This window comes from Methylocystis sp., assembly GCF_046349115.1.
Classification (GTDB): Bacteria; Pseudomonadota; Alphaproteobacteria; order Rhizobiales; family Beijerinckiaceae; genus Methylocystis.
Genome location: NZ_JAXMCX010000001.1, coordinates 1,040,573 through 1,060,314 on the forward strand (window position 1 = coordinate 1,040,573; position 19,742 = coordinate 1,060,314).

24 protein-coding genes and 1 pseudogene are annotated in these 19,742 nt (G+C 63.4%); 15 read left to right on the top strand and 10 right to left on the bottom strand.

The genetic code is table 11. The features are described 5' to 3' along the window. Positions 1–31 precede the first annotated feature (31 nt). From U1E20_RS04935 to U1E20_RS04945, 3 genes are read left to right on the top strand one after another with little or no spacing between them, the layout of a single operon-like run. Positions 32–508: a hypothetical protein gene (locus U1E20_RS04935; protein WP_409979465.1), complete on the top strand. Its 477-nt coding sequence runs from the start codon at positions 32–34 to the stop codon at positions 506–508. 56 nt (positions 509–564) lie between these two features. Continuing rightward, positions 565–1,242, top strand: coding sequence for a ribonuclease T2 family protein (locus U1E20_RS04940; protein WP_409979466.1), 678 nt, complete (start codon positions 565–567; stop codon positions 1,240–1,242). Between the two features lie 5 nt (positions 1,243–1,247). Next, positions 1,248–2,093, top strand: a complete 846-nt coding sequence (locus U1E20_RS04945) for a 23S rRNA (adenine(2030)-N(6))-methyltransferase RlmJ (protein ID WP_409979467.1) — start codon at positions 1,248–1,250, stop codon at positions 2,091–2,093. Positions 2,094–2,169: 76 nt separating this feature from the next. On the opposite strand, the gene U1E20_RS04950 is transcribed toward U1E20_RS04945, so the two are convergent. Continuing rightward, on the bottom strand, positions 2,170–2,448 hold the full coding sequence (locus U1E20_RS04950) for a hypothetical protein (RefSeq protein ID WP_409979468.1): 279 nt from the start codon (positions 2,446–2,448) through the stop codon (positions 2,170–2,172). Positions 2,449–2,615: 167 nt separating this feature from the next. Here U1E20_RS04950 and U1E20_RS04955 point away from each other — a divergent pair, with 167 nt between their 5' ends. Beyond that, entirely contained in the window at positions 2,616–3,209 is a 594-nt protein-coding gene (locus U1E20_RS04955; RefSeq protein ID WP_409979469.1) for a glutathione S-transferase family protein, read from the top strand. Between the two features lie 62 nt (positions 3,210–3,271). Here U1E20_RS04955 and U1E20_RS04960 read toward each other — a convergent pair. Then, positions 3,272–3,547, bottom strand: a pseudogene (locus U1E20_RS04960) (LysM peptidoglycan-binding domain-containing protein); the annotation flags it as partial. Positions 3,548–3,827: 280 nt separating this feature from the next. Between U1E20_RS04960 and coaD the strand changes: the two are divergent. The 8 genes from coaD to U1E20_RS05000 all read left to right on the top strand — a co-directional run bounded on the left by coaD (position 3,828) and on the right by U1E20_RS05000 (position 9,855). Then, positions 3,828–4,352: a pantetheine-phosphate adenylyltransferase gene (gene coaD / locus U1E20_RS04965; protein ID WP_409979470.1), complete on the top strand. Its 525-nt coding sequence runs from the start codon at positions 3,828–3,830 to the stop codon at positions 4,350–4,352. A 9-nt stretch (positions 4,353–4,361) separates the two neighbouring features. Beyond that, positions 4,362–4,913 carry a peptidylprolyl isomerase gene (locus tag U1E20_RS04970; RefSeq protein WP_409979471.1) on the top strand — a complete coding sequence of 184 codons (552 nt, stop codon included), beginning with the start codon at positions 4,362–4,364 and terminating at the stop codon, positions 4,911–4,913. Positions 4,914–4,949: 36 nt separating this feature from the next. Continuing rightward, entirely contained in the window at positions 4,950–5,405 is a 456-nt protein-coding gene (locus U1E20_RS04975) for a peptidylprolyl isomerase (protein ID WP_409979472.1), read from the top strand. Between the two features lie 65 nt (positions 5,406–5,470). Next, complete coding sequence (queA, locus tag U1E20_RS04980; protein WP_409979473.1) at positions 5,471–6,532, top strand: tRNA preQ1(34) S-adenosylmethionine ribosyltransferase-isomerase QueA; 1,062 nt, start codon at positions 5,471–5,473, stop codon at positions 6,530–6,532. After that, positions 6,529–6,861: a hypothetical protein gene (locus U1E20_RS04985; RefSeq protein ID WP_409979474.1), complete on the top strand. Its 333-nt coding sequence runs from the start codon at positions 6,529–6,531 to the stop codon at positions 6,859–6,861. The genes queA and U1E20_RS04985 overlap by 4 nt, the downstream gene beginning before the upstream one ends. A gap of 169 nt (positions 6,862–7,030) precedes the next feature. Then, positions 7,031–8,155 (top strand): tRNA guanosine(34) transglycosylase Tgt, encoded by a 1,125-nt coding sequence (tgt, locus tag U1E20_RS04990; RefSeq protein WP_409979475.1) that lies wholly within the window; start codon positions 7,031–7,033, stop codon positions 8,153–8,155. 65 nt (positions 8,156–8,220) lie between these two features. Next, positions 8,221–8,655 carry a HigA family addiction module antitoxin gene (locus U1E20_RS04995; protein ID WP_409979476.1) on the top strand — a complete coding sequence of 145 codons (435 nt, stop codon included), beginning with the start codon at positions 8,221–8,223 and terminating at the stop codon, positions 8,653–8,655. 3 nt (positions 8,656–8,658) lie between these two features. Next, complete coding sequence (locus U1E20_RS05000) at positions 8,659–9,855, top strand: DNA methyltransferase (RefSeq protein ID WP_409979477.1); 1,197 nt, start codon at positions 8,659–8,661, stop codon at positions 9,853–9,855. Positions 9,856–9,951: 96 nt separating this feature from the next. On the opposite strand, the gene recG is transcribed toward U1E20_RS05000, so the two are convergent. Both recG and U1E20_RS05010 read right to left on the bottom strand, forming a co-directional pair. After that, positions 9,952–12,054, bottom strand: a complete 2,103-nt coding sequence (gene recG / locus U1E20_RS05005) for an ATP-dependent DNA helicase RecG (protein ID WP_409979478.1) — start codon at positions 12,052–12,054, stop codon at positions 9,952–9,954. Positions 12,055–12,088: 34 nt separating this feature from the next. Next, the gene (locus U1E20_RS05010) at positions 12,089–12,733 is read right to left on the bottom strand and encodes a M15 family metallopeptidase (RefSeq protein WP_409979479.1); all 645 of its coding nucleotides are present in this window, start codon (positions 12,731–12,733) and stop codon (positions 12,089–12,091) included. A gap of 81 nt (positions 12,734–12,814) precedes the next feature. Here U1E20_RS05010 and U1E20_RS05015 point away from each other — a divergent pair, with 81 nt between their 5' ends. Both U1E20_RS05015 and U1E20_RS05020 read left to right on the top strand, forming a co-directional pair. Then, on the top strand, positions 12,815–13,108 hold the full coding sequence (locus U1E20_RS05015) for a peptide-binding protein (RefSeq protein ID WP_409979480.1): 294 nt from the start codon (positions 12,815–12,817) through the stop codon (positions 13,106–13,108). Between the two features lie 57 nt (positions 13,109–13,165). Then, positions 13,166–13,879, top strand: a complete 714-nt coding sequence (locus U1E20_RS05020) for a superoxide dismutase (RefSeq protein WP_409979481.1) — start codon at positions 13,166–13,168, stop codon at positions 13,877–13,879. A gap of 77 nt (positions 13,880–13,956) precedes the next feature. On the opposite strand, the gene U1E20_RS05025 is transcribed toward U1E20_RS05020, so the two are convergent. Then, entirely contained in the window at positions 13,957–14,661 is a 705-nt protein-coding gene (locus U1E20_RS05025) for a glutathione binding-like protein (RefSeq protein ID WP_409979482.1), read from the bottom strand. Positions 14,662–14,762: 101 nt separating this feature from the next. Between U1E20_RS05025 and U1E20_RS05030 the strand changes: the two genes are divergently transcribed. Then, positions 14,763–15,245: a DUF2165 family protein gene (locus U1E20_RS05030; RefSeq protein WP_409979483.1), complete on the top strand. Its 483-nt coding sequence runs from the start codon at positions 14,763–14,765 to the stop codon at positions 15,243–15,245. 4 nt (positions 15,246–15,249) lie between these two features. On the opposite strand, the gene U1E20_RS05035 is transcribed toward U1E20_RS05030, so the two are convergent. The 5 genes from U1E20_RS05035 to U1E20_RS05055 form a co-directional block, all read right to left on the bottom strand. Then, complete coding sequence (locus U1E20_RS05035; protein WP_409979484.1) at positions 15,250–15,417, bottom strand: hypothetical protein; 168 nt, start codon at positions 15,415–15,417, stop codon at positions 15,250–15,252. Between the two features lie 236 nt (positions 15,418–15,653). Next, positions 15,654–16,979 (bottom strand): glycosyltransferase family A protein, encoded by a 1,326-nt coding sequence (locus U1E20_RS05040; RefSeq protein ID WP_409979485.1) that lies wholly within the window; start codon positions 16,977–16,979, stop codon positions 15,654–15,656. Then, positions 16,976–17,725 carry a formyltransferase family protein gene (locus U1E20_RS05045; protein ID WP_409979486.1) on the bottom strand — a complete coding sequence of 250 codons (750 nt, stop codon included), beginning with the start codon at positions 17,723–17,725 and terminating at the stop codon, positions 16,976–16,978. Before U1E20_RS05045 ends, U1E20_RS05040 begins: the two co-directional genes overlap by 4 nt. 9 nt (positions 17,726–17,734) lie before the next feature. Beyond that, entirely contained in the window at positions 17,735–18,484 is a 750-nt protein-coding gene (locus U1E20_RS05050; RefSeq protein ID WP_409979487.1) for a cephalosporin hydroxylase family protein, read from the bottom strand. Between the two features lie 24 nt (positions 18,485–18,508). Continuing rightward, positions 18,509–19,651, bottom strand: coding sequence for a DegT/DnrJ/EryC1/StrS family aminotransferase (locus U1E20_RS05055; RefSeq protein ID WP_409979488.1), 1,143 nt, complete (start codon positions 19,649–19,651; stop codon positions 18,509–18,511). Between the last annotated feature and the right edge of the window lie 91 nt (positions 19,652–19,742).

Genomic DNA, 19,742 nt, shown 5'->3' on the forward strand with positions numbered 1-19,742 from the left:
CAGCGATTTGGCGGGACCGAGGAGAAGCGAGATGCGGCGCGGCAATCCCGGAATGGGCAAGGTCTGGGCGCGAGCGGCGGCGGGCGCGCTTCTCGCGTTTGGCGCGGCGACCGCGGCTGCGCAGCCCGCGCGCGAAGAAAATCCGCCGGCGGAATATCGAATCCTGCCCTACTCGGGGCAAACGCCTTATTGCGCCGATCCGATCATTCTCGCCCGAATTGTCTACGATTTCGCCGCGAGAGAGGCCGGGTATTGGAATTCGCCGCTGGCGATCGTGAGTTTCGAAGGCGTCGCCGAGGCGGGCGTGCGCAACAACGGGCTGAGCTATATTCCGCGGCGGTATTGTCGCGGACGCGCCCTGTTCAACGACGGCGTCGGACGCGAGGTCGTCTACAATATTGGCGAAGGACTGGGCTTTATCGGCGCGGGACCGGGCGTCACATGGTGCGTCGTCGGTCTTGACCCCAATCACGCCTTCAGCCCCAATTGCCGCGCCGCAGGGCCGTAGGCGTCCAATTTGCAGAGTCGCTCGACATGAGAAGAGCTTTCAAGAGCTGCGCGGCGATGGCCTTTCTTATGGCTTCCTGCGCTTGGGTTGGCGACGCCGTGGCGAAGGAAGGCGAATGCGCTGCGGAGGGTTGCGGGAATCGTGGCGCTTCACCGACCGGCGCCGCCGCGCGCGACTTCGACTTCTATGTTCTGGCGCTGAGCTGGTCGCCGGGGTTCTGCGAAAACGTCGAGGGCGCGCGCGACCAATGCGAACCAGGAAAGGGACTTGGTTTCGTCGTCCACGGACTTTGGCCACAATTGGAGCGGGGCGGCTCTCTCGGCGAATGTCCGGGCGCGCGCTCGCCATCGCGCGTCGCGCTGGAAAAGGCGGGGGGGTTATTTCCCGACGAAGGGCTCGCCCGCCATGAGTGGCGAAAACACGGAACCTGCGCCGGCAAAAGCCCAAGCGACTATTTTTCCGACGTGGCGCGCGCGAACGCCGCGGTCACCATCCCGCCGCTCTTCGTCAAACCTGCACGCGATCAGAAGATTACGCCGATCGACGTGGAGCGCGCATTTTATGAAGCCAATCCCAGGCTGCGTCCCGGCATGATGGCGGTGTCCTGCCGCAAGGGAATCATGGACGGCGTGCGCATCTGCCTGTCCAAGGATTTGCGCGAATTTCGCGCCCGTCCGGAAGTCGCGCAGCGCGGCTGTCACATTCGCGAAATCAGCGCGCCCGCGCCGCTATAGCGCATATGAACTATCGCCACGGGTTTCATGCCGGCAATTTCGCCGATGTCTTCAAACATGCGCTGCTCGCGCGGCTTTTGGTCTATCTCAAACGCAAGGAAGCGCCGTTTCGCGTGATCGACACCCATGCGGGCGAGGGCGCCTACGACCTTTGCTCGGATGAGGCGCGGCGCACCGGCGAATGGCGCGGCGGCGTCGGCCGTCTCGCGGCGCTGCCCGACGCGAGCGAAGCGGTTCGCGAACTGCTCGCGCCTTATCTCGCTTGTCTCGGACCGCTCGATCCGGAGGGCAGGCCCGCGCTCTATCCGGGTTCGCCGACGATCGTGCAGAAATTGATGCGTCCGCAGGACCGCGCCATATTCTGTGAATTAAGGCCTGACGCCTTCGCCGCGTTGCGCCGCCGGTTCGCGCGCGACGCGCGCATCAAGACGATTCAGATCGATGGCTATATGGGGCTTGGCGCCTATGCGCCCCCCAAGGAGCGGCGCGGGCTCGTTCTGATCGATCCGCCTTTCGAACGCGAAGACGAGTTCGACGCCGCCTTCGACGCCTTCACGAATGCCTATGCGAAATGGAGTTCCGGCATTTACGCGCTGTGGCATCCGTCGAAAAGCGAATCCGACGTTCGCAACTTCTATCTTCAGCTGACGGGTAGCGGCATAAGACGCATCTTGCGGCTGTCGCTCAGCATCGGCGGCGGCGAAGAGGGCTTGCGAAGCTGCGGCATGGTCGTCGTCAATCCGCCCTTCGTTTTCGAACAGGAGGCGAAGACGATTCTCGGCTTTCTCGCCGAGCGGCTGGCGCAGGGAGATGACGCGGGCGCTCAGGCGGCGTGGCTCGCCGGCGAGTGACGCGATAAGAATTCCGAGGCCGACCGCGCCGGTCTCGGAAGGACATTTTGCGCAGACTCGCGTCCTTGCGGCTAACTCAGTACCAGTAACGGCGACGCCAGTACCAGCGACGTCGCCAACCCCAATAGGGCCGCCGCCATCCCCAGCGCCGCCAACCCCAGCGACGTCGCCACCAGGTTTTTTCGACCTGCGCTTTCGCCATGTCTTCCGGCGTCGCGACGCCGAACTCCGGCCGCGCTGGCGTCATTCCCTCCTTGACGGGCGGCGCGAGCCCCGAAAGCGCCTGCGCCTGCGTGGCGACAAAAGTTGCGCCAAGACCAGCAATCAGCGCTGTGATGAAGGTGCGGCGTTCCATTTCAGCCTCTCCCAGCAAAAGGATTCATCGCCGCACGCGGCCCCGAGCGTCCGGCCTTTCGACATCTGGCTCATCCCGCGCCGTTATCAAGTGTGCGAGGTCCACAAGGTTAATTGGCGAAATTCAACGCTGTTGTTGGTTCGATAAGCGAATGATAGGAACCGCCTATGCTGATCCTCCGCTCTTCTGTGGCCTCGCCCTATGCCCGCAAGGTTCGGATCGCCGCCGACCTGCTCGGTCTTTCAGAAAGAATCGAAGTCGCCGCCGCCGACGCGACCGATCCGGCCGACAGTCTGCGTCGACAAAATCCTCTCGGCAAAATCCCGACTCTGATTTTGGAGGACGGTTCGGCGCTCTACGACAGCCGGGTTATCGTCGAATATCTGGATCATCTCGCCGGCGGCGGCGTTATTCCCGCCGATCCGTCGGCTCGCTTCACCGCATTGCGCTTGCAGGCGCTCGGCGACGGCGTCAACGACGCGGCGCTACTGATCCGCTATGAATCCGTCAGTCGGCCCGAGGCCTTGCGCTCTGGCGAGGCGATCGCGCATCAGCAGGGCAAGATCGACCGCGCGCTCGACGCGCTCGAAGCGGCGCCTCCGGCGGGTCCCGTCGATATCGGCCATATTTCGGTCGCCTGTGCGCTGGGCTATCTGGATTTGCGCTTCGTGGGCGAATGGCGGACGAAACATCCGGGTCTCGTCGCCTGGCTCGAAAAATTCATGCGCGCCGTCCCCGCCTTCGAAGCGACGAAGGCGTGATTGTCGTCCATGGGCCGTCCGGCTCGGCCTGACTCAGCTCTCTCAAAAGTCGACGGCGCCGTTTAACTCTGCTTGCCGGCGATTTCGGATGGAGGCTGCCACTCGCCGGCGGCCACGGGTCCGGCCGCAGCATGGGGAATACGCAAGCGCTGACCGGGCTGGATCTTGTCGGGATCGCTCAGCAACGGCCGATTGGCTTCGAAAATTTCCATATATTTGGCGCCCTTGCCGGCGCCGTAGTGCGTTTCGGCGATTTTCCAGAGCGTGTCGCCCTCCTTGACGACGTAGAAGGTCTCGGCCGCAGCGGCGCCGCCGTCCGCAGGCTTCTCTTGCGCCGCCGGGGTCGCCGCGGCCGACTGTTGGGGCGCGCCGGAAGCGGGCGCCTGTTTGCCCTTGCCGGTCAGAAAATCCAAAAGTCCCATCCTGGAGTCTCCTTCGCAGGCGTCCGGGATCTTTTCGCCGAACGCGCCGGACTATTGTAGCGCTCCATTCTCAGCCAGGGAGTGCGAGCGGCGCCGAATTGCAGCGTTTGGCAAGTCCTGGCGCGGGAGGCCGGCGGAAGAGCCGACCGCGCCCCGCCGCCTCGCGGAAGGCGACGAAATCCCCTATACCGCTGCGATGACCGCCGCCCCTGCCACGACCGCGCGGACCGCGCTTTACGCCGGCTCTTTCGACCCGCTGACCTTCGGCCATCTCGACGTGATGGCGCAGGCCGCGGCGCTTTTCGATCGGATCGTCGTCGCGATCGGCGTGCACCACGGCAAGAAGCCTTGGCTTTCGTTCGAGGAGCGCGCGGCGGCCATTCGCGACGCCTGCGCCGCGCTTTGTTCGGGTTGCGCCTTCGACGTGGCGGGCTTTGACGGCCTCGTCGTCGAGGCCGCGCGCCAGCATGGCGCCTGCGCGATTTTGCGCGGTTTGCGCGACGGCGCCGATTTCGACTATGAGATGCAGATGGCGGGGATGAACGGGACGCTCGCGCCCGACATTCGGACGATTTTCCTGCCGGCTTCGCCAGGGCTACGCCATGTCAGCGGAACCTTCGTGCGCCAGATCGCGGCGCTTGGCGGCGACGTGTCGGCCTTCGCGCCGGCCGCTTCCGTCGCAGCGCTCGAACGCGCCGTCAACAGGCGCAACAATACTTAGGGAGGCTTCATGAAACTGACCCGCCGTCTCGTTCTCGCCGCCGCGGCCGCCGCCGCGCTTTACGCCGCGCCCGCTACGGCGGCCGACGATCACCTTCTTTATCTCGACACCAAGGATGGCCGCATCACCATCAAGCTTCGGCCTGATCTCGCGCCCAAACATGTCGAGCGGATCGAGAAGCTCGCCAAGGAGCATTTCTACGACGGCATCGTGTTTCATCGGGTGATCGACGGCTTCATGGCGCAGGCCGGCGACCCGACCGGCACCGGCATGCAGGGTTCGCGCTATACTGACCTGAAGGCGGAATTTACCGATACGCCGTTCAAGCGCGGCACGGTTGGCATGGCGCGCGAAGGCGGGGACGTGAATTCCGGCAATTCGCAGTTCTTCATCTGCTACGCGGACGCGCCGCAGCTCAACGGCAAATATACGGTGTTCGGCGAAGTCGTGTCGGGCATGGATGTCGTCGACAAGATCAAGAAGGGCGAGAAGTCGAACAACGGCATGGTCGACAATCCCGACAAGATCATCAAGATGCGCGTCGCCGGCGACGAGAGCTGAGATTGAAAGAGCCGCCAAGAAACGAAGGAAGCGCTAATGACCGAAGCCGCCGACACACTGACGCTTGAGACGACGAAAGGGCCGGTCGTCATCAAATTTCGTCCAGACCTCGCGCCCAACCACGTCGCGCATATCAAGAAGCTGGTTTCGGAAGGCTTCTATGACGGCATCGTCTTTCACCGGGTGATCGACGGCTTCATGGCGCAAACCGGTTGCCCGCACGGCACCGGCAGTGGCGGTTCGAAATATCCGGACCTAAAGGCCGAGTTCAACAGCGCGCCGCATGTGCGGGGAACCTGCTCGATGGCGCGCGCGCAAAGTCCCGACAGCGCCAATTCGCAATTCTTCATCTGCTTTGACGACGCACGCTTCCTCGACAATAAATATACGGTGTGGGGCGAGGTCGTCTCCGGCATGGAGAATGTCGACAAGATCAAGCGCGGCGAGCCGGTGAAAGATCCCGACAAGATCGTCAAGGCGACGCTGGGCTAGCGTCCTTGCTACAATGGACGCGCGATATGGCCGGGCCCGTCCCGGCCATCTTTATCTGAGCCTCGATGCGCGTCGATCTCTTCGACTTCGAGCTTCCCGCGGATCGCATCGCCTTGCGGCCGGCAAGCCCGCGCGACAGCGCGCGGATGCTGGTCGCGCCGTCGACTGGCGACTTCGAAGACCGGCGCGTGCTGGATCTGCCGGACTATCTGCAGCCGGGGGACGCGCTCGTCGCCAATGACTCCCGCGTCATTCACGCGCGCCTTGCCGGCCGGCGACTGCGCGGCGAATTGAGCGCCAATGTCGAAGCAACGCTGATCGAACGGCTCGACGCCCTACGCTGGCGGGCGCTGATGCGCCCGGCGAAAAAGCTTAGCATTGGCGATCGCGTTCGGTTTGTCGGCCATGGCGGCGAACTCGACGCCTGCGTCGAAGCGAAGGGCGACGACGGCGAGATCATGCTCGCTTTCGAGCTTCACGGACCGGCGCTCGATGCGGCGATAGAGCAGGCGGGCGTGATGCCCCTGCCGCCCTATATCGCCGGCAAGCGCGCGGCCGACGCGCGCGATGAAACCGACTACCAGACGATGTTCGCGCGCGAAGCTGGCGCCGTTGCGGCGCCCACCGCCGGCCTGCATTTCACGCCGCAACTGCTCGAAGCGATCGATGCGCGCGGCGTCAGCCTGCATCGCGTGACGCTCCATGTCGGCGCCGGCACCTTTCTTCCCGTGAAGGCGGAAGACACGGATTTGCATAGGATGCACGAGGAATTCGCGCGGGTCGACGCGGCGACGGCTCAGGCGCTCAACGACGCGCGGGCGAAGGGCGGCCGGATCATCCCGGTCGGCACGACGGCGCTACGCGTTTTGGAAAGCGCGGCGGACGACGCCGGCCGGATTATACCTTATGCCAATCGCACCGGCATTTTCATCACGCCGGGATATCGGTTTCGCGCCGTCGACATGCTGCTCACCAATTTCCATCTGCCGCGCTCGACGCTGTTCATGCTGGTCGCCGCCTTCGCCGGCCTTGAGCGCATGAAGTCGGCTTATGCGCATGCGATCGAAAGCGACTATCGCTTCTATTCCTATGGCGACGCCTGTCTGCTTGAGCGTTGCGACACATGAATGATTCTAGTGATCGGCGCATCCTGGCGCTCTGGCGCGACGATCCAAGAGAAGCGCCGATGACGATCGACGCGCGGATCGAGGAGACGCGCATCGTTTCGACATGGGACCTTTTCGGCGCCTTCGCGCTCGACAGCGATAGCGCGCGTCCCTTTATCCTGCGTCGCGACGGCGGGATCGACTTCGGGCGCGGCGAAAGCTGGCGAACGAATCTGCGCGAAGCGACGGTGAAGGTCGGGTCTGAATTCGTCATATGGTTCAATGAGCGCGACAGCGGCCTCTACCGCATCGTGAAGATCGCCGCGCTCGGCGCAAAGGACGACAAATGATAGGAATTGCGCCTGATCGGTTCGCTCGGGCCTTGTCATTCCCGGCAGGCCGAAGGCCTGACCGGGAATCCAGAGCCAATCCAGGAACGCTGGTTTTGCTCTGGATTCCCGATCGCGCGCCTTGCGCGCGCGTCGGGAATGACAGCCGAGCCGTTCAAACGGCTGTCGTATGACGCAGGATTTTTTCTTCTCCGTTCACGCGACCGACGGTTTGGCGCGCCAGGGCGAGATTATGACGCCGCGCGGCGCGATCCGCACCCCGGCCTTCATGCCGGTGGGCACTGCGGCGACGGTGAAGGCGATGTTCGCCGAGGATGTGCGCGCCGCCGGCGCCGACATTCTCCTCGGCAATGTCTATCACCTCATGCTGCGGCCAGGCGCGGAGCGGATCGCGCGGCTTGGCGGCCTGCATCAATTCATGCGCTGGCCCTATCCGATCCTGACCGACTCTGGCGGCTTTCAGGTGATGTCGCTGGCCAAGCTGCGCAAGCTCGATGAAAGCGGCGTCACCTTTCAATCGCATATCGACGGATCGCGCCATCAGCTTTCACCCGAGCGCTCGATGGAGATTCAGGAACTGCTCGGTTCGGACCTTCAGATGCAGCTCGACGAATGCGTGCGTCTGCCCTGTTCCGAAAGCGAAGCTGAGCGGGCCATGCGCCTGTCGTTGCGTTGGGCCGAGCGTTCGCGCAAGGCGTTTCGCGAGCGGCCGGGCAGGGCGGTTTTCGGCATCGTGCAGGGCGGCGAGTCGAAGCGCCTTCGCATCGAAAGCGCCAAGGCGCTCGCCGCCATGGACTTCCACGGAATCGCCGTCGGCGGCCTTGCTGTCGGCGAGCCTCAGCACGTTATGCTCGACATGTTGGAGACGACCGCCCCGCATTTGCCCGAATCGAAGCCGCGTTATTTGATGGGCGTGGGGACGCCGGACGATATCGTTGAGGCCGTCGCGCGAGGAATCGACATGTTTGATTGCGTGATGCCGACTCGCGCCGGCAGACATGGCCTTGCTTACACTCGGTACGGCAGAGTGACGCTGCGCAATGCGCGCCACGCCGACGATCCGCGGCCGCTCGATGAGAAATCGTCCTGTCCCGCCGCTCGCGACTATTCGCGCGCCTATCTGCATCACCTCGTCAAAGCTGGGGAAATTCTCGGCATGATGCTGCTGACCCAGGCCAATGTCGCCTATTATCAGGAATTGATGGCCGGGCTGCGGGCGGCGATCGCCGCCGGTCGTCTTGCTGACTTCATCGCCGAAACTAAGTCCGGATGGATCGAAGGCGAAAGCGCGTAGCGCGGGAGAAGATTTACGGGCCGGATAATATGGTTTACGCAAACTATATTCGGCGGGGGCGGAGCATGGGCCGCTATCATGAAGAACTCACCAGGAGATTTTTGAGCGGCGTAAGGGGGGAAGCGCCCGAAAGCGCACGCCGCGTGACGCGGCTGCGACGCCAGAGCGTTCGCGCGCGTCCGGTAAAGCCCAAACTGGCGTCGATGGAGATTGGAATGTCGCACCCCGGCGAAATTCTTGCCCGTCATTTGCAGGACCTCGGACTGACGGCGTCTGACCTGGCGCGCGATATTGACGTGCCGGTCAATCGAGTCACCGCCATCATCAACGGGCAGCGCGGCGTCACCGCCGATACGGCGCTGCGGCTCGGACACTGGTTCGGGGTCGATCCCGAGGATTGGCTTGATTTGCAAACTCAATATGAGCTGTCGCTCGCGCGCCGCGCGGCCGGCGCGAGGATCAAGTCGTTGCCGAGTCTCGCCGATCGTCGGCGCGAGTGAGGCATGAGCGCCGCTCTAGAATTCACCGATTCCGGATTTTTTCTGGAGCTGCGTCGGTCCGATTTCGGCGCGCCGACAAGCGTCGTCATCGCCGAAGCCATTCCCTATTACGTCAACGCCTTTTGGACCTCGGCGCAAAGGCGCGCGAATCCGCTGCATGAGATCAGCTATCGCGCCTGTTTCAAGCCGCAACTGCCGGCGTTCTTCATCGATCGGCTGACGCAGCCGGGAGACGTCGTCTGCGATCCGTTCATGGGCCGCGGCACCAGCATTCTGCAGGCGGCGCTGATGGGCCGACAGGCGATCGGCTCCGACGCCAACCCGCTGTCGCTGCTGCTGACGCGGCCGCGGCTGAACCTTCCCGCGCTTGACGAGATCGAGGCGCGGCTCGCGGCGGCGCCCTGGGGCCGCGGCGAGATCGAGCGCGACGATCTTCTCGCCTTCTTTCATGTTGAGACGCTGCGTCGGATTTGCGCGCTGCGCCGCTATTTACTCGCGCGCGAAAAGGACGGCGGCCTCGACGCCGTCGACGATTGGATTCGAATGGTGGCGCTCAATCGATTGACTGGCCACTCATCGGGGTTCTTTTCGGTCTATACGATGCCGCCGAACCAGGCCGTGTCGGTTAAGGCGCAACTGAGGATCAACGCGCGCCGCGCACAGACGCCGCCGCGTCGCGACATCGCTGAGCTGATTTACAAGAAATCGCGCGCGCTGCTCGCGCAAGGCGCGCCGCACGCCTGCGACGCGCGGCTCGCGGTGGCCGACGCCGCCTCTTTGACGCATATCGCCGACGCGACCGTCGATCTCGTCGTCACCTCGCCGCCCTTCCTCGATGTCGTCGACTATCGCGGCGACAATTGGCTGCGCAACTGGTTCGCCGGGATCGACGGCGTGCGCATCAGCCTGTCGCAGCTTCGCGCGCCGCAGGACTGGAGCGCGATGACGCGGACGGTTTTCGAGGAACTTGCCCGGGTCCTAAAGCCCGGCGGCCATGTCGCTTATGAGGTCGGCGAAGTCAGGGGCGGCGCGCTTCCTCTTGAGCAATTGGTCTGGCGCGCTCTCGACGATCTTCCTTTCGAAAGGCTTGGCGTGCTGGTCAATGCGCAAAGCTTCACGAAGACCAGCAACTGCTGGGGCGTCGCCAATAATGTAAAGGGCGTCAACAGCAACCGGGTGATCGTCGCGCGTCGGATTTGATGTTTGCGTCTTTGCGAGGAGCGCAGCGACGAAGCGATCCAGCAATCGTCGCGCGGTGCTGGATTGCTTCGCTTCGCTCGCGATGACGGCGCAACGTCAACCGGCGCGCAGGAGGCGGACGGCTTCGTCGCGTTCGAATAGATAAAGCAGGGCGCGCAGCGCCTGGCCTCGCTCGCTCGAAAGCTCGGGATCGCGGCGCAGGATCAATTCCGCGTCGTCGCGGGCGATGGCGAGGAGCCGCGCATGAGCGGCAAGATCGGCGAGACGAAAGCTCGGCAAACCGGCCTGACGCACGCCGAGTATCTCGCCTTCGCCGCGCAGGCGCAGATCTTCCTCGGCGATGCGGAATCCGTCTTCAGTTTGGCGTATGATCATCAGGCGCGCCTTGGCGGCTTCGCTTAACGGGCCTTTGTAAAGCAGCAGGCAAGACGATTCCGCCGCGCCGCGCCCGACGCGCCCGCGCAATTGATGGAGTTGCGCAAGGCCGAAGCGCTCGGCGTGTTCGATGACCATGATGGTCGCTTCCGCAACGTCGACGCCGACCTCGATCACCGTGGTCGCCACCAGAATTTTGATGTCGCCGAGCTGGAAGCCTTCCATCACGGCGTCTTTTTCGGCGGATTTCATCCGGCCGTGAACGAGGCCGACCGCCGGTCCAAACAGCTTCGCAAGATCGGCGTGGCGCTCCTGCGCGGCGGCGAGGTCGAGGTCCTCATTCTCTTCGACGAGCGGGCAGACCCAATAGGCGCGCGCGCCTTGCGTCAAGGCGCGCCGAAGTCCGGCGACCACCTCGTCGATTCTTTCGGCTGGAAGCGCGCGCGTCGAGACCGGCGTGCGGCCGGGCGGCTTTTCGTCGAGCGCGGAACAGTCCATGTCGCCGAAGGCGGTCAGCGCCAAGGTGCGCGGAATCGGCGTCGCGGTCATCACCAGAACGTCGACCGCGTCGCCCTTGGCGCCGAGCGCCAGCCGCTGCTCGACGCCGAAGCGATGCTGCTCGTCGACGACGGCGAGGCCGAGGTCGCAAAAGGCGAAATCGCTTTGCACGAGCGCATGCGTGCCGATGACGATATCGACCTCGCCGTCTCCGATGGCCGCATGGAGCGCCGCGCGCTCGCTTGTCTTGATCCGGCCGGTCAGTAGCGCGACGCGCAATCCCGCCGGCTCGAGCAGCGGTGCGAGCCGTTCATAATGCTGGCGCGCGAGGATTTCGGTCGGCGCCATCAAAGCGCATTGGCGGCCGGTCTCGGCGACGCTCGCCATGGCCAGCGCTGCGACGACCGTTTTGCCGGAGCCGACATCGCCCTGCACCAGCCGCAGCATGCGCTTGTCCGACGCGAGGTCGGCGCGAATCTCTTCGAGCGTGCGCTGCTGCGCGCGCGTCAGGCGAAAGGGCAGCGCCGACTCGATCGCGCCGGCGAAGCGGCCGTCGCCCTTATGCGCACGACCCTGCGGTCGGCGCATTTTGGCGCGAATCAGCCGCAGCGCGAGCTGGCTCGCAAGCAACTCGTCGAGCGCGAGACGCTGGCGGGCCGGATGCTCCGGCGAGAGCGCGTCGGCGCCAGCGGGCCGGTGCGCGGCGCGCAGCGCCTCGGCGAAGGTGGGAAGCTTGTTGGCGGAAAGAACGCTTACGTCCTGCCATTCGGGAAGGCTCGGCAGGCGCGCCAGCGCCTCTTCGCTCGCGCGCAGGACATAGCGCGCCTGCAACCCTTCGGTGAGTCCATAGACAGCTTCGAAGGCGGGGAGTTTTGCAAATCCGGCTTCATCCAGCACGCGGTCCGGATGCACGATTTGGCGGCGGCCGTCGTAAAGCTCGATGCGTCCCGATACCCAGCGCGTCGCGCCAAGCGGCAGGCTGCGCTCGATCCAGTCGGGATTGGCGAGAAAGAACACAAGTTCGACATCGCCGGTGTCGTCCTCGACGAGCACGCGATAGGGCGATTTCGAAAAGCGGCCTTGGGGTCGGCGATGTTCGGTGACGCAAGCCTTCAGCACGACCATCGTATCGAGCGGCGCGGCGGCGATCGTCGGCCGGGCGCTGCGGTCGATGACGTTCGACGGAAGGTGGAACAGCAGATCGACGAGGCGCGCCTCGGCGCCCGGCCTGGCGAGCAGCCGGTCGAAAAGCTTAGCGGTCTTGGGCCCGACGCCGGGCAGCGCGGCGACGCGGCCGAAGAGAGGATCGAGCAGTGACGGACGCATAAGGGTTCAGTTCAACCAGACGGCGCGCGCCGACTCACTTAATCTCGACATCATAGCTCGGCGCGCCGTCGGCGCCCTTGTAGGTGAAATGCCACCATTCGCGCGGATAATTCTCAAAGCCGTGGCGGCGCATCTGCGCGACCAGCGCGTCGCGATGCTCGCGCGCCGTTGTCGAGGTTTTTGCCTTCGTCCATGAGCTAGGGTCGAAAAAGTCGAAGGGCGTGCCGAAGTCCCAGCCCTTCACGCCGAGATCGACGGCAAGCCCGGTCGAATGTGTGGAATGTTCGGCGATATAGCCCTCAGGAAAGAGCGCGCTTTTGTCGAGATGCGGATAATGCGTCGGTTTCGTCCGCTGGTCCGGATTGCGCGACCAGTCGACGAAGGCCGAAACCGCGCGTTGCGGCCGATAGCAGTCATAGACGACGAGCGACACGCCCTGCGCGCTCGCGTCCTGCTGCGCGGCAGCGAGCGCCTTGGCGGCCTCGGCGCGCAGCCAGCATTGCGGGGCGTCATAACCGGGCACGGGCGCGCCGGTGAAATTTTTCGGGCCGGCGTAGCGCATATCCTGAATGATGCCTGGCGCCACGTCGGCGAGGCGCGCGAAGCCCGGCGGCGGGTCGTCGGCGCGCGCTTGGGAGGCGGAAAGCGCGGCGAAGAGTGAAATCGTCAATCTGCGCATGCAGGCTCCGTGTGTGCTGGCGCAATTGAGGGTCGCCAAGCCTTGACTATAGGTCTCTCCAACTCAATCAGGAGCCCTCAGATGCGAGAGAGATACGCCCCTTTCACCGGCCTGACGATCGCCGCGCTCGCCGCGGGGGTCGCCTGGGGCGCGACGGCGCTCGCCGGCGACCGCTGCGTCGCGACCGATGTTCTCGGCGCTTCCATCGCCATCCGCGACCAGCAAAAGACGGTGATCGGCGCGATCGAGGACGGCAAGCCGATCGTCGTGCAGCGCTATGGCGAGGACGATCACGGCAAGCCCTGGGCCTATGTGGCGAGCCCCGGCGGCATACGTCTCGGCTGGATCTATCGCGAATTCATCAGCTGCTCTTGAGTCATGGGGCTGATTGGCCGATGATCGTCTGGCAAGCGCGCTGTCCGGAGGACGGGCATGACGAAGCGGTTGGACCGACGCCGATTTCTCGCTGCTTCCGCCGCCGCTGGCGTCGCGCTTGACATGAGCGCCGCCGAGGCGAAAGCCGAGGGAGCTGCAGCCGTCTCGCGCGCGGCCGCGCTCAATGCGCCGCAGCCTTTGCCGTTCGATCCCGCCAAGATCAAAGGGCTGTCAGAGAAGCTCCTCCTTTCGCATTACGAAAATAACTATGTCGGCGCGGTCAAACGCCTCAATGCGATCGCTCAAGAACTTGCGGCGCTCGATTTCGACAAGGCGCCGGGATTTCAGATCAACGGATTGAAGCGCGAGGAATTGATCGCGACAAATTCGATGATCCTGCATGAAATCTATTTCGCCGGGCTCGGCGAGGGGAACGCGCCGGGCGCTGATTTGGCGCAGGCGATCGATCGCGATTTCAGCGGCTTCGAGCGTTGGCGCGCCGAATTCGTCGGCATGGGAAAGGCGCTCGGCGGCGGTTCCGGCTGGGTGATCCTCGCCTATGACAAGCATGGCAAGAGGCTCGTCAATTCATGGGCCAGCGATCACACTCAAAATATCGCTGGCGGCGAACCGCTGCTGGTCCTCGACATGTTCGAGCACGCCTATCAGATGGATTTCGGCGCGAAGGCCGCGAACTACGTAAAAGTCGTCATGGAGGCGCTCAACTGGTCGAACGCCGATCGGCTCTACGCCAGATACAGCAAGGCTTAGGCGGCCGGGAACGTCATTCTCTTCGCTCGGCGGGCAATGCGGCTTCGACCGGTCGAAAGACGCCGCGCCGCTACAGCCTACTTCGCCTCGCCGCGCTCCGCCGTCTCGCCGAAGAGGATTTCGCGCTCCAGCGCGGTAAAATCCAAACGCCGCCGCTCGTAGGGCGCGCCCGCCGCATAGGCGCGGATCACCGCCGGCCGCGACCGGATCGCCTCGAACCAGCGCTTGAGATGCGGGAAGTCGTGCAGGTCCTGGCCCTGATCCTCATGCGGGACGATCCACGGATAGCAGGCGATGTCGGCGATCGAATAGTCGCCGGCAAGATAGGGCGTCTTGGCGAGCTGGCGGTCCATGACGCCATAGAGCCGCGCGGTCTCGCTGCGGTAGCGCTCGATCGCATAGGGAATTTTCGCCGGCGCATATTTGGCGAAGTGGTGGTTCTGTCCAGCCATCGGGCCAAGCCCGCCCACTTGCCAGAACAGCCACTGCAGCGTTCGCGCCCGGCCATGAAGGTCGGCGAGGAGGAGCCGGCCGGTCTTCTCGGCGAAATAGACCAGAATCGCGCCTGATTCGAACAGCGCGACGGGCGCGCCGCCGTCAGCCGGCGCGCGGTCGATGATCGCCGGCATCCGGTTGTTGGGAGAAATCGCCAAAAACTCGGGCTTGAACTGGTCGCCTTTGGTGATGTCGACCGGCTTGATCCGGTAGGCGAGCCCGGTTTCTTCCAGAAAAATCGTAATCTTGTGGCCGTTGGGCGTCGGCCAGTAGTGAAGATCGATCATGAAGGCATGTCCGAAGGGAGACCAAACCGTGTTGTAAGCTCTCTCGCCCCAAGATCAATCGATCAGGTCATGCTAGGCTGGGCCGTGGGGAGTGGCTCGACATGTTGATCAGATATTCGAAAATATTGCTGTCCGCCGCGCTTGGCGTGCTCATACTGCTTGTCGCGATCAATAATGTGACGGACTACGACACTAATTATCAGGTCGTCAGCCATGTGATGTCGATGGATCAGGTGCCGGCCGGCAGCCCGCTGGAGTGGCGCGCCGTCACCAGCGTAACGACGCATCGCCTGCTTTACGCCTTCATTATCGCGGTCGAATTCGCCGCCGGCGCGCTGATCGTCGCCGGCGTGTGGCGGCTCATGCTGATGCGCAAGGCCGAAGCGGCGCGTTTCAACGCCGCCAAGAATGTCGCGATCGCCGGGCTGGCGCTCGCCGTCGGCCTTTATCTCTTCGGCTTCATGGCGGTAGGCGGGGAATGGTTCCAGATGTGGCGAGTCGGAACCGACCTGCAGCAGGCCGCGTTCCGCTTTATCGGCTGCGCGGCGCTGGTCATGCTTTTCCTTGGTCAGCCCGACGCCTAAGGCGTCACAGCCGCTTCAGCATATTGTAGCCGAGGAGGCCGCCAAGCCCGGCGCCGACAACGGCGATGAGCGGGCCACCGATCGCGACGCCGGTCAAGCCGCCGAGAATGGCGCCGACTCCGGCGAAGAGATATTTGTTCTTCTGGACTGTGGGGTTTTCATCGTCAGCCATGGCAAAATCCTTCTGAAAGCGCCCGCAAGGGCGAGTTATGGAGGCCGGCGCTAAAATCAAGGGCGGCGGCGCGTCGCGGTCAGGTTGAAGTCCGTGCGGGGCTCGCGGATCGCCCGCGCTCGGCGTCCCAAGCTTTGAATTTGCTGTTTCACGCCCGCTGAAATGGGCGTGAAAGGCGCTATTAGCGTCAATGCCGCCGCTGTTCGGATCGCCGGAGCTCGGCGCGCCAAATTACATCACTGATTGACGCCGGTGGAGCGCTCGCGGTGCGCGGGAAGGCGCGCCGACCCCGCCCGACCTCGCGCCTTGAGGAGTTTCAACAGAATCTCCAGTCGCTTTTGGCGGTAGAAGGAATGCAAGTCGGAATCGGCGGGCGCAAGGCCGGCAATCCATTCAGGCGTCTTTCTCCGATAACCCAGCAAACGTGACGACAGGCGCGTCGCGCCGGCAATGTCCGTCACGCCATAGCTGCTCGCGTCGAGAAATAAACGCTCGCCGTGAATCCCTTCCAAGTTGGGGCGATAACTGTCGCGGGGCGACGGGCGCGGCGTAAAGTTTTCAATGCGCTTGTCAAACCACGAAACCAGCGCAGGATCGTCAGACAGGGATCGCCGCAATTCCTTCTCTATTCCCGGCCATTCATCAATCTCGTCGATTGGCAAGGACGCTAAAAACCTCTCCACCATCGCCTGGCGATCGAGGGTTATCGGATCGTCTGGAAAAATATCCGCCTTGGCGTGAAGAAAGGAGTCCGCGACGCAAACGAATCCGGTAGGCAGATCGGGAATGCTGGGGTGCAGGCGTAGGCCCGCGGCGTCGTTTTCGGCGCGCAACGTCTTGGCGATCTTATTTTTGCTGCGAAGGAAACTAAACGCGATGTGGTTGCTTGATGCGGAGAATCCGCTGATCGACAACGGCGCTGAGAGCGACAGATGTTCCTGCGCCAGATAAGCGACGGCGAAGCTGGAATAGGTGTCGCAGTGGAAGCTTTCGAAAACCTTTCCCGTCGTCGCGCGGATCCGTTCGAGCGTTTCGCGCGCGACGCAGCCGTGATAGATGTTCGGCAACAGTGTCGCGGGCGCGCGTCCCGCCAGAACTTCCTCCATCGCCCTGCGGCCATTGATCCGTTCGACCTTTCGTGTGAGCGGCGCCTGCAGATGGTTCGCAAGATCGTCGCGGGCGATGTTCGGCCATGAGTAGATGGCGCTGTCCCAGCGGATCGCCTTCACATTCTGGCGTGCGAACAGGCCGCGAAGCGTCGAAAAGGCGAAGGGCATGAGCGAGTCGTCGTCGCCGATGTAGATGACATATTTGCCGCGCGTGAGGCTGTAGGCGAGGTTCCAATTGTCGCGCATGCACAAAATTTCGGGCGCGCGGTGGTAGACTATTTTCGGCGAGCCGATCTCCTCGACGACCTGGCGGGTCGCCGGCGAACTGCAATTGTCGCAAACGACGATCTCATAGGAGTCGAAATCGCTTCGCAAACAGGCTTGCAGCGTATAGCGCAGCGAATGGGCGCGCTCCCGTGTCGGAATCACCAGGCTGAATTCGACCTCGCTCATGTCCGATCGCCTTTTGGCCCGATGCGTTTGATTTCGACCCGCGCTTCGTACGCTACGCCTTGATCTTCGAACCGACAAGCAGGGTAGGGCGCGAAGGTGCGCGCGCGCAGGCGGTTGAGCAGCGAGCGGCCCGTCGTCGGCGCGTCGAGATCGATGCAAGACGCGGGATCGAGCTCGGCGCGCTTGTGGAAGCTGCCGCCTGCCAGGTCTTGCGCGATTCGCGGTATTTCGCCTTCGCGGATCGCGGGCCAGCTCTGCGCGACGAGCGCCACCATGGCGCGTTCGGCCGCATGATAAAGGCTTGCGCCCGTATCCTCCCATCCGATCTCGATTTCCTTTTGAAAGGCGATCGGACCGGCGTCGATCTGCGCCTCGACATGATGGATCGTGACGCCGAATGGCGATCCTTCCGCGAGCGCCCAGAAGTTCGGATCCTTTCCGCGGCAAAAGGGCAGCAGGCTCGGATGCGTGTTCAAAATTACCGGCGCCAAATCCAGATCGGCTCCCTTCAGCAAATAGGGCCACCAGCCCAAGAGCAAGACATCCGGCTTGTGGTCGATAAGCGCGCGGCGCTCCGACCACCGCAGCGTCGCCACGCCGCCATTCGCGCATAGGGCGGCGATTTCCTCGGCATGAACGCCGGCGTCGGTCACCACCACGGCGCTCAAGTCATGCGCGTGGCGCGACAGGACGAAGGCGATGATATCTCGACCGACCGGCCCGTCGGCCATGATTGCGACAGCCATCCGCGCGGCCTATTTCACGCGCCTGAGGAATCCTCCCGGCGAGCTGGACATGATGAGCTTGTCATTGATCGGATCGACGACGAAGGCGTCGGTTTCCTTCAGGAACTCGTCAACTGCCGCCAGTGGTTCGTCGCCTTTCACGAGGAGCTGCGAGTAATAGGTCGGCGCCTGTTCCGGCTTGAAATAGCCAAGAATCGTATCGGCCGCGATCAAGAACTGGCCGGGAGACACGAGGGGCGAATAGGCGCGCAATTCGGCAAGCACGTGATCGCGGGCATGATTTGAATCGAGCACCACCATCGTCTTGGCGCTGGGAGGAATCAGCATGCGCACACTCTCCACCGTCTCAGGCGCTATCGATGAGCCCTCGATCAACCGAATGTGCGGCGCCATGACGTGCTTTTCGATCGTGTCGCGATTATGGGCGCGAATGTCGATGTCGACGCCGATGACGAGTCCGTCCTTCTTGCCGATCATCTGGAGCAAAGCCGCTTGATAGACGACGGAGCCGCCCCGCGCCACGCCGGTTTCGACGATCACGTCCGGCTGGGTTTCGAATATGACTTCCTGCAACGCCGCCATATCTGCCGGACGCTGGATGATCGGAACGCCCATCCAACTCCATACATAAGAGTAGCGGTGTTCGTCGGATTTCCGGATCAAATCGAGCGAGGCTTCAAACATCGCCTCGTCCTTCCCCATATCGGCGATGGACTGCGCCTTCTGCCGCTCGAAATCGACGCGATCGTCATTGACCATGGCCTGTCCCCAAATCAGCGAGCGTCATCCGCGGCCCGCAATAATTTCGCGCACCGCCGCGGCGACGATATCGACCTTGTCTTCAGTCATATTGTAGCCAGACGGCAGATTAACGCCGTAGGCGGCGATGATTTTACCCGCATCTTGCGGCGTCACAAAGCGCGTGGCGGACGGTCGTTCGTCAAAGGCCGGAAGGCTCGACAGAGGCGAAAAAAACGGCCGCGAGTCGATATTTCGCTTGTCGAGCTCGGCCATCATCGCGAATTTGTCGAGGCCGAGCGAAGGGTCGAGAATCATCGTGACCATCCAGTAACTGTTTTGCGTATCAGCGGGCTCGGCGTTCAGCGTCAGGCCGTTCACCCCCGACAGGCGGTCGTGGTACCACTTAAAGATCGCGCGCTTATGGGCGATCAATTCGTCGATCCGCTCCATTTGCGCGACGCCGAGCGCCGCCTGCACGGCGCTCATCCGGTATTTGAACGCGATTTCCGTGTTGAGGAAAAAGCGGTCGCCCGGGTTGCGTCCATGGTCGCGCAGGAAAAGCACGCGGTCGAATAGTCCCTTGTCGTTGGTGGCCAGCATGCCGCCTTCGCCGGTGACGACGGTCTTGGAGCCGTGAAAGCTGAAGGCGGAGACGCGCCCAAACGCGCCAGCCCGCCGGCCGTGATGGACAGACCCGAGCGCCTCCGCGGCGTCCTCGATCAGCGCCAGTCCATGACGATCGGCGATGTCCTGCAATCGGGCCCAATCGCAGGTTGAACCATAAAGATCGACGCCGATAATCGCTTTCGTGCGCGGACCGATCGCGCGTTCGACGGCGTCAGGATCGAGACACCAGGTCACGGGATCGATGTCGACGAGCACGGGTTCGGCGCCGACATAGACGATCGGCGCGACAGAGGCGATCCAGGTCACATCCGGCGCGATCACTTCATCGCCGGGGCCGACGCCGAGCGCGGCCAAAGCCAAATGTAGGGCTGCCGTGCAATGGGGGGTGGAGACGGCATGACTCACGCCGACATAGTCGGCGAGCATGCGCTCGAAGCGATTGTTGAATTCGGCGTGATTCTTGTACCAGGCGTTGCGCGCGGCGTCGGCGACCAGTTCGACCTCGCGATCGGAGATCGACGGCCCGGCGACCGGAATGCGTTCAGGGGCGACGATCATTCAACCTCTCGCGATCTTTGCCCGAAAGATCGCTTCCTTCGGGCCGCCTTGGCGCCTTGTTGGTAAAGTGTCGCCTATTCGGGCACAACCC

Bases quoted from the DNA above. Each gene is read 5' to 3' on its own strand.
- U1E20_RS05025 (WP_409979482.1), bottom strand. From the start codon at position 14,661: ATGATCGATCTTCACTACTGGCCGACGCCCAACGGCCACAAGATTACG.
- U1E20_RS05055 (WP_409979488.1), bottom strand. From the start codon at position 19,651: ATGATCGTCGCCCCTGAACGCATTCCGGTCGCCGGGCCGTCGATCTCC.
- U1E20_RS05045 (WP_409979486.1), bottom strand. From the start codon at position 17,725: ATGGCTGTCGCAATCATGGCCGACGGGCCGGTCGGTCGAGATATCATC.
- U1E20_RS04995 (WP_409979476.1), top strand. From the start codon at position 8,221: ATGGGCCGCTATCATGAAGAACTCACCAGGAGATTTTTGAGCGGCGTA.
- U1E20_RS04955 (WP_409979469.1), top strand. From the start codon at position 2,616: ATGCTGATCCTCCGCTCTTCTGTGGCCTCGCCCTATGCCCGCAAGGTT.
- U1E20_RS05000 (WP_409979477.1), top strand. From the start codon at position 8,659: ATGAGCGCCGCTCTAGAATTCACCGATTCCGGATTTTTTCTGGAGCTG.
- U1E20_RS05030 (WP_409979483.1), top strand. From the start codon at position 14,763: ATGTTGATCAGATATTCGAAAATATTGCTGTCCGCCGCGCTTGGCGTG.
- tgt (WP_409979475.1), top strand. From the start codon at position 7,031: ATGACGCAGGATTTTTTCTTCTCCGTTCACGCGACCGACGGTTTGGCG.
- U1E20_RS05015 (WP_409979480.1), top strand. From the start codon at position 12,815: ATGCGAGAGAGATACGCCCCTTTCACCGGCCTGACGATCGCCGCGCTC.
- U1E20_RS04985 (WP_409979474.1), top strand. From the start codon at position 6,529: ATGAATGATTCTAGTGATCGGCGCATCCTGGCGCTCTGGCGCGACGAT.
- recG (WP_409979478.1), bottom strand. From the start codon at position 12,054: ATGCGTCCGTCACTGCTCGATCCTCTCTTCGGCCGCGTCGCCGCGCTG.
- U1E20_RS05020 (WP_409979481.1), top strand. From the start codon at position 13,166: ATGACGAAGCGGTTGGACCGACGCCGATTTCTCGCTGCTTCCGCCGCC.
- coaD (WP_409979470.1), top strand. From the start codon at position 3,828: ATGACCGCCGCCCCTGCCACGACCGCGCGGACCGCGCTTTACGCCGGC.
- U1E20_RS05010 (WP_409979479.1), bottom strand. From the start codon at position 12,733: ATGCGCAGATTGACGATTTCACTCTTCGCCGCGCTTTCCGCCTCCCAA.
- U1E20_RS04945 (WP_409979467.1), top strand. From the start codon at position 1,248: ATGAACTATCGCCACGGGTTTCATGCCGGCAATTTCGCCGATGTCTTC.
- U1E20_RS04975 (WP_409979472.1), top strand. From the start codon at position 4,950: ATGACCGAAGCCGCCGACACACTGACGCTTGAGACGACGAAAGGGCCG.
- U1E20_RS05050 (WP_409979487.1), bottom strand. From the start codon at position 18,484: ATGGTCAATGACGATCGCGTCGATTTCGAGCGGCAGAAGGCGCAGTCC.
- queA (WP_409979473.1), top strand. From the start codon at position 5,471: ATGCGCGTCGATCTCTTCGACTTCGAGCTTCCCGCGGATCGCATCGCC.
- U1E20_RS04940 (WP_409979466.1), top strand. From the start codon at position 565: ATGGCCTTTCTTATGGCTTCCTGCGCTTGGGTTGGCGACGCCGTGGCG.
- U1E20_RS04935 (WP_409979465.1), top strand. From the start codon at position 32: ATGCGGCGCGGCAATCCCGGAATGGGCAAGGTCTGGGCGCGAGCGGCG.
- U1E20_RS05040 (WP_409979485.1), bottom strand. From the start codon at position 16,979: ATGAGCGAGGTCGAATTCAGCCTGGTGATTCCGACACGGGAGCGCGCC.
- U1E20_RS05035 (WP_409979484.1), bottom strand. From the start codon at position 15,417: ATGGCTGACGATGAAAACCCCACAGTCCAGAAGAACAAATATCTCTTC.
- U1E20_RS04970 (WP_409979471.1), top strand. From the start codon at position 4,362: ATGAAACTGACCCGCCGTCTCGTTCTCGCCGCCGCGGCCGCCGCCGCG.
- U1E20_RS04950 (WP_409979468.1), bottom strand. From the start codon at position 2,448: ATGGAACGCCGCACCTTCATCACAGCGCTGATTGCTGGTCTTGGCGCA.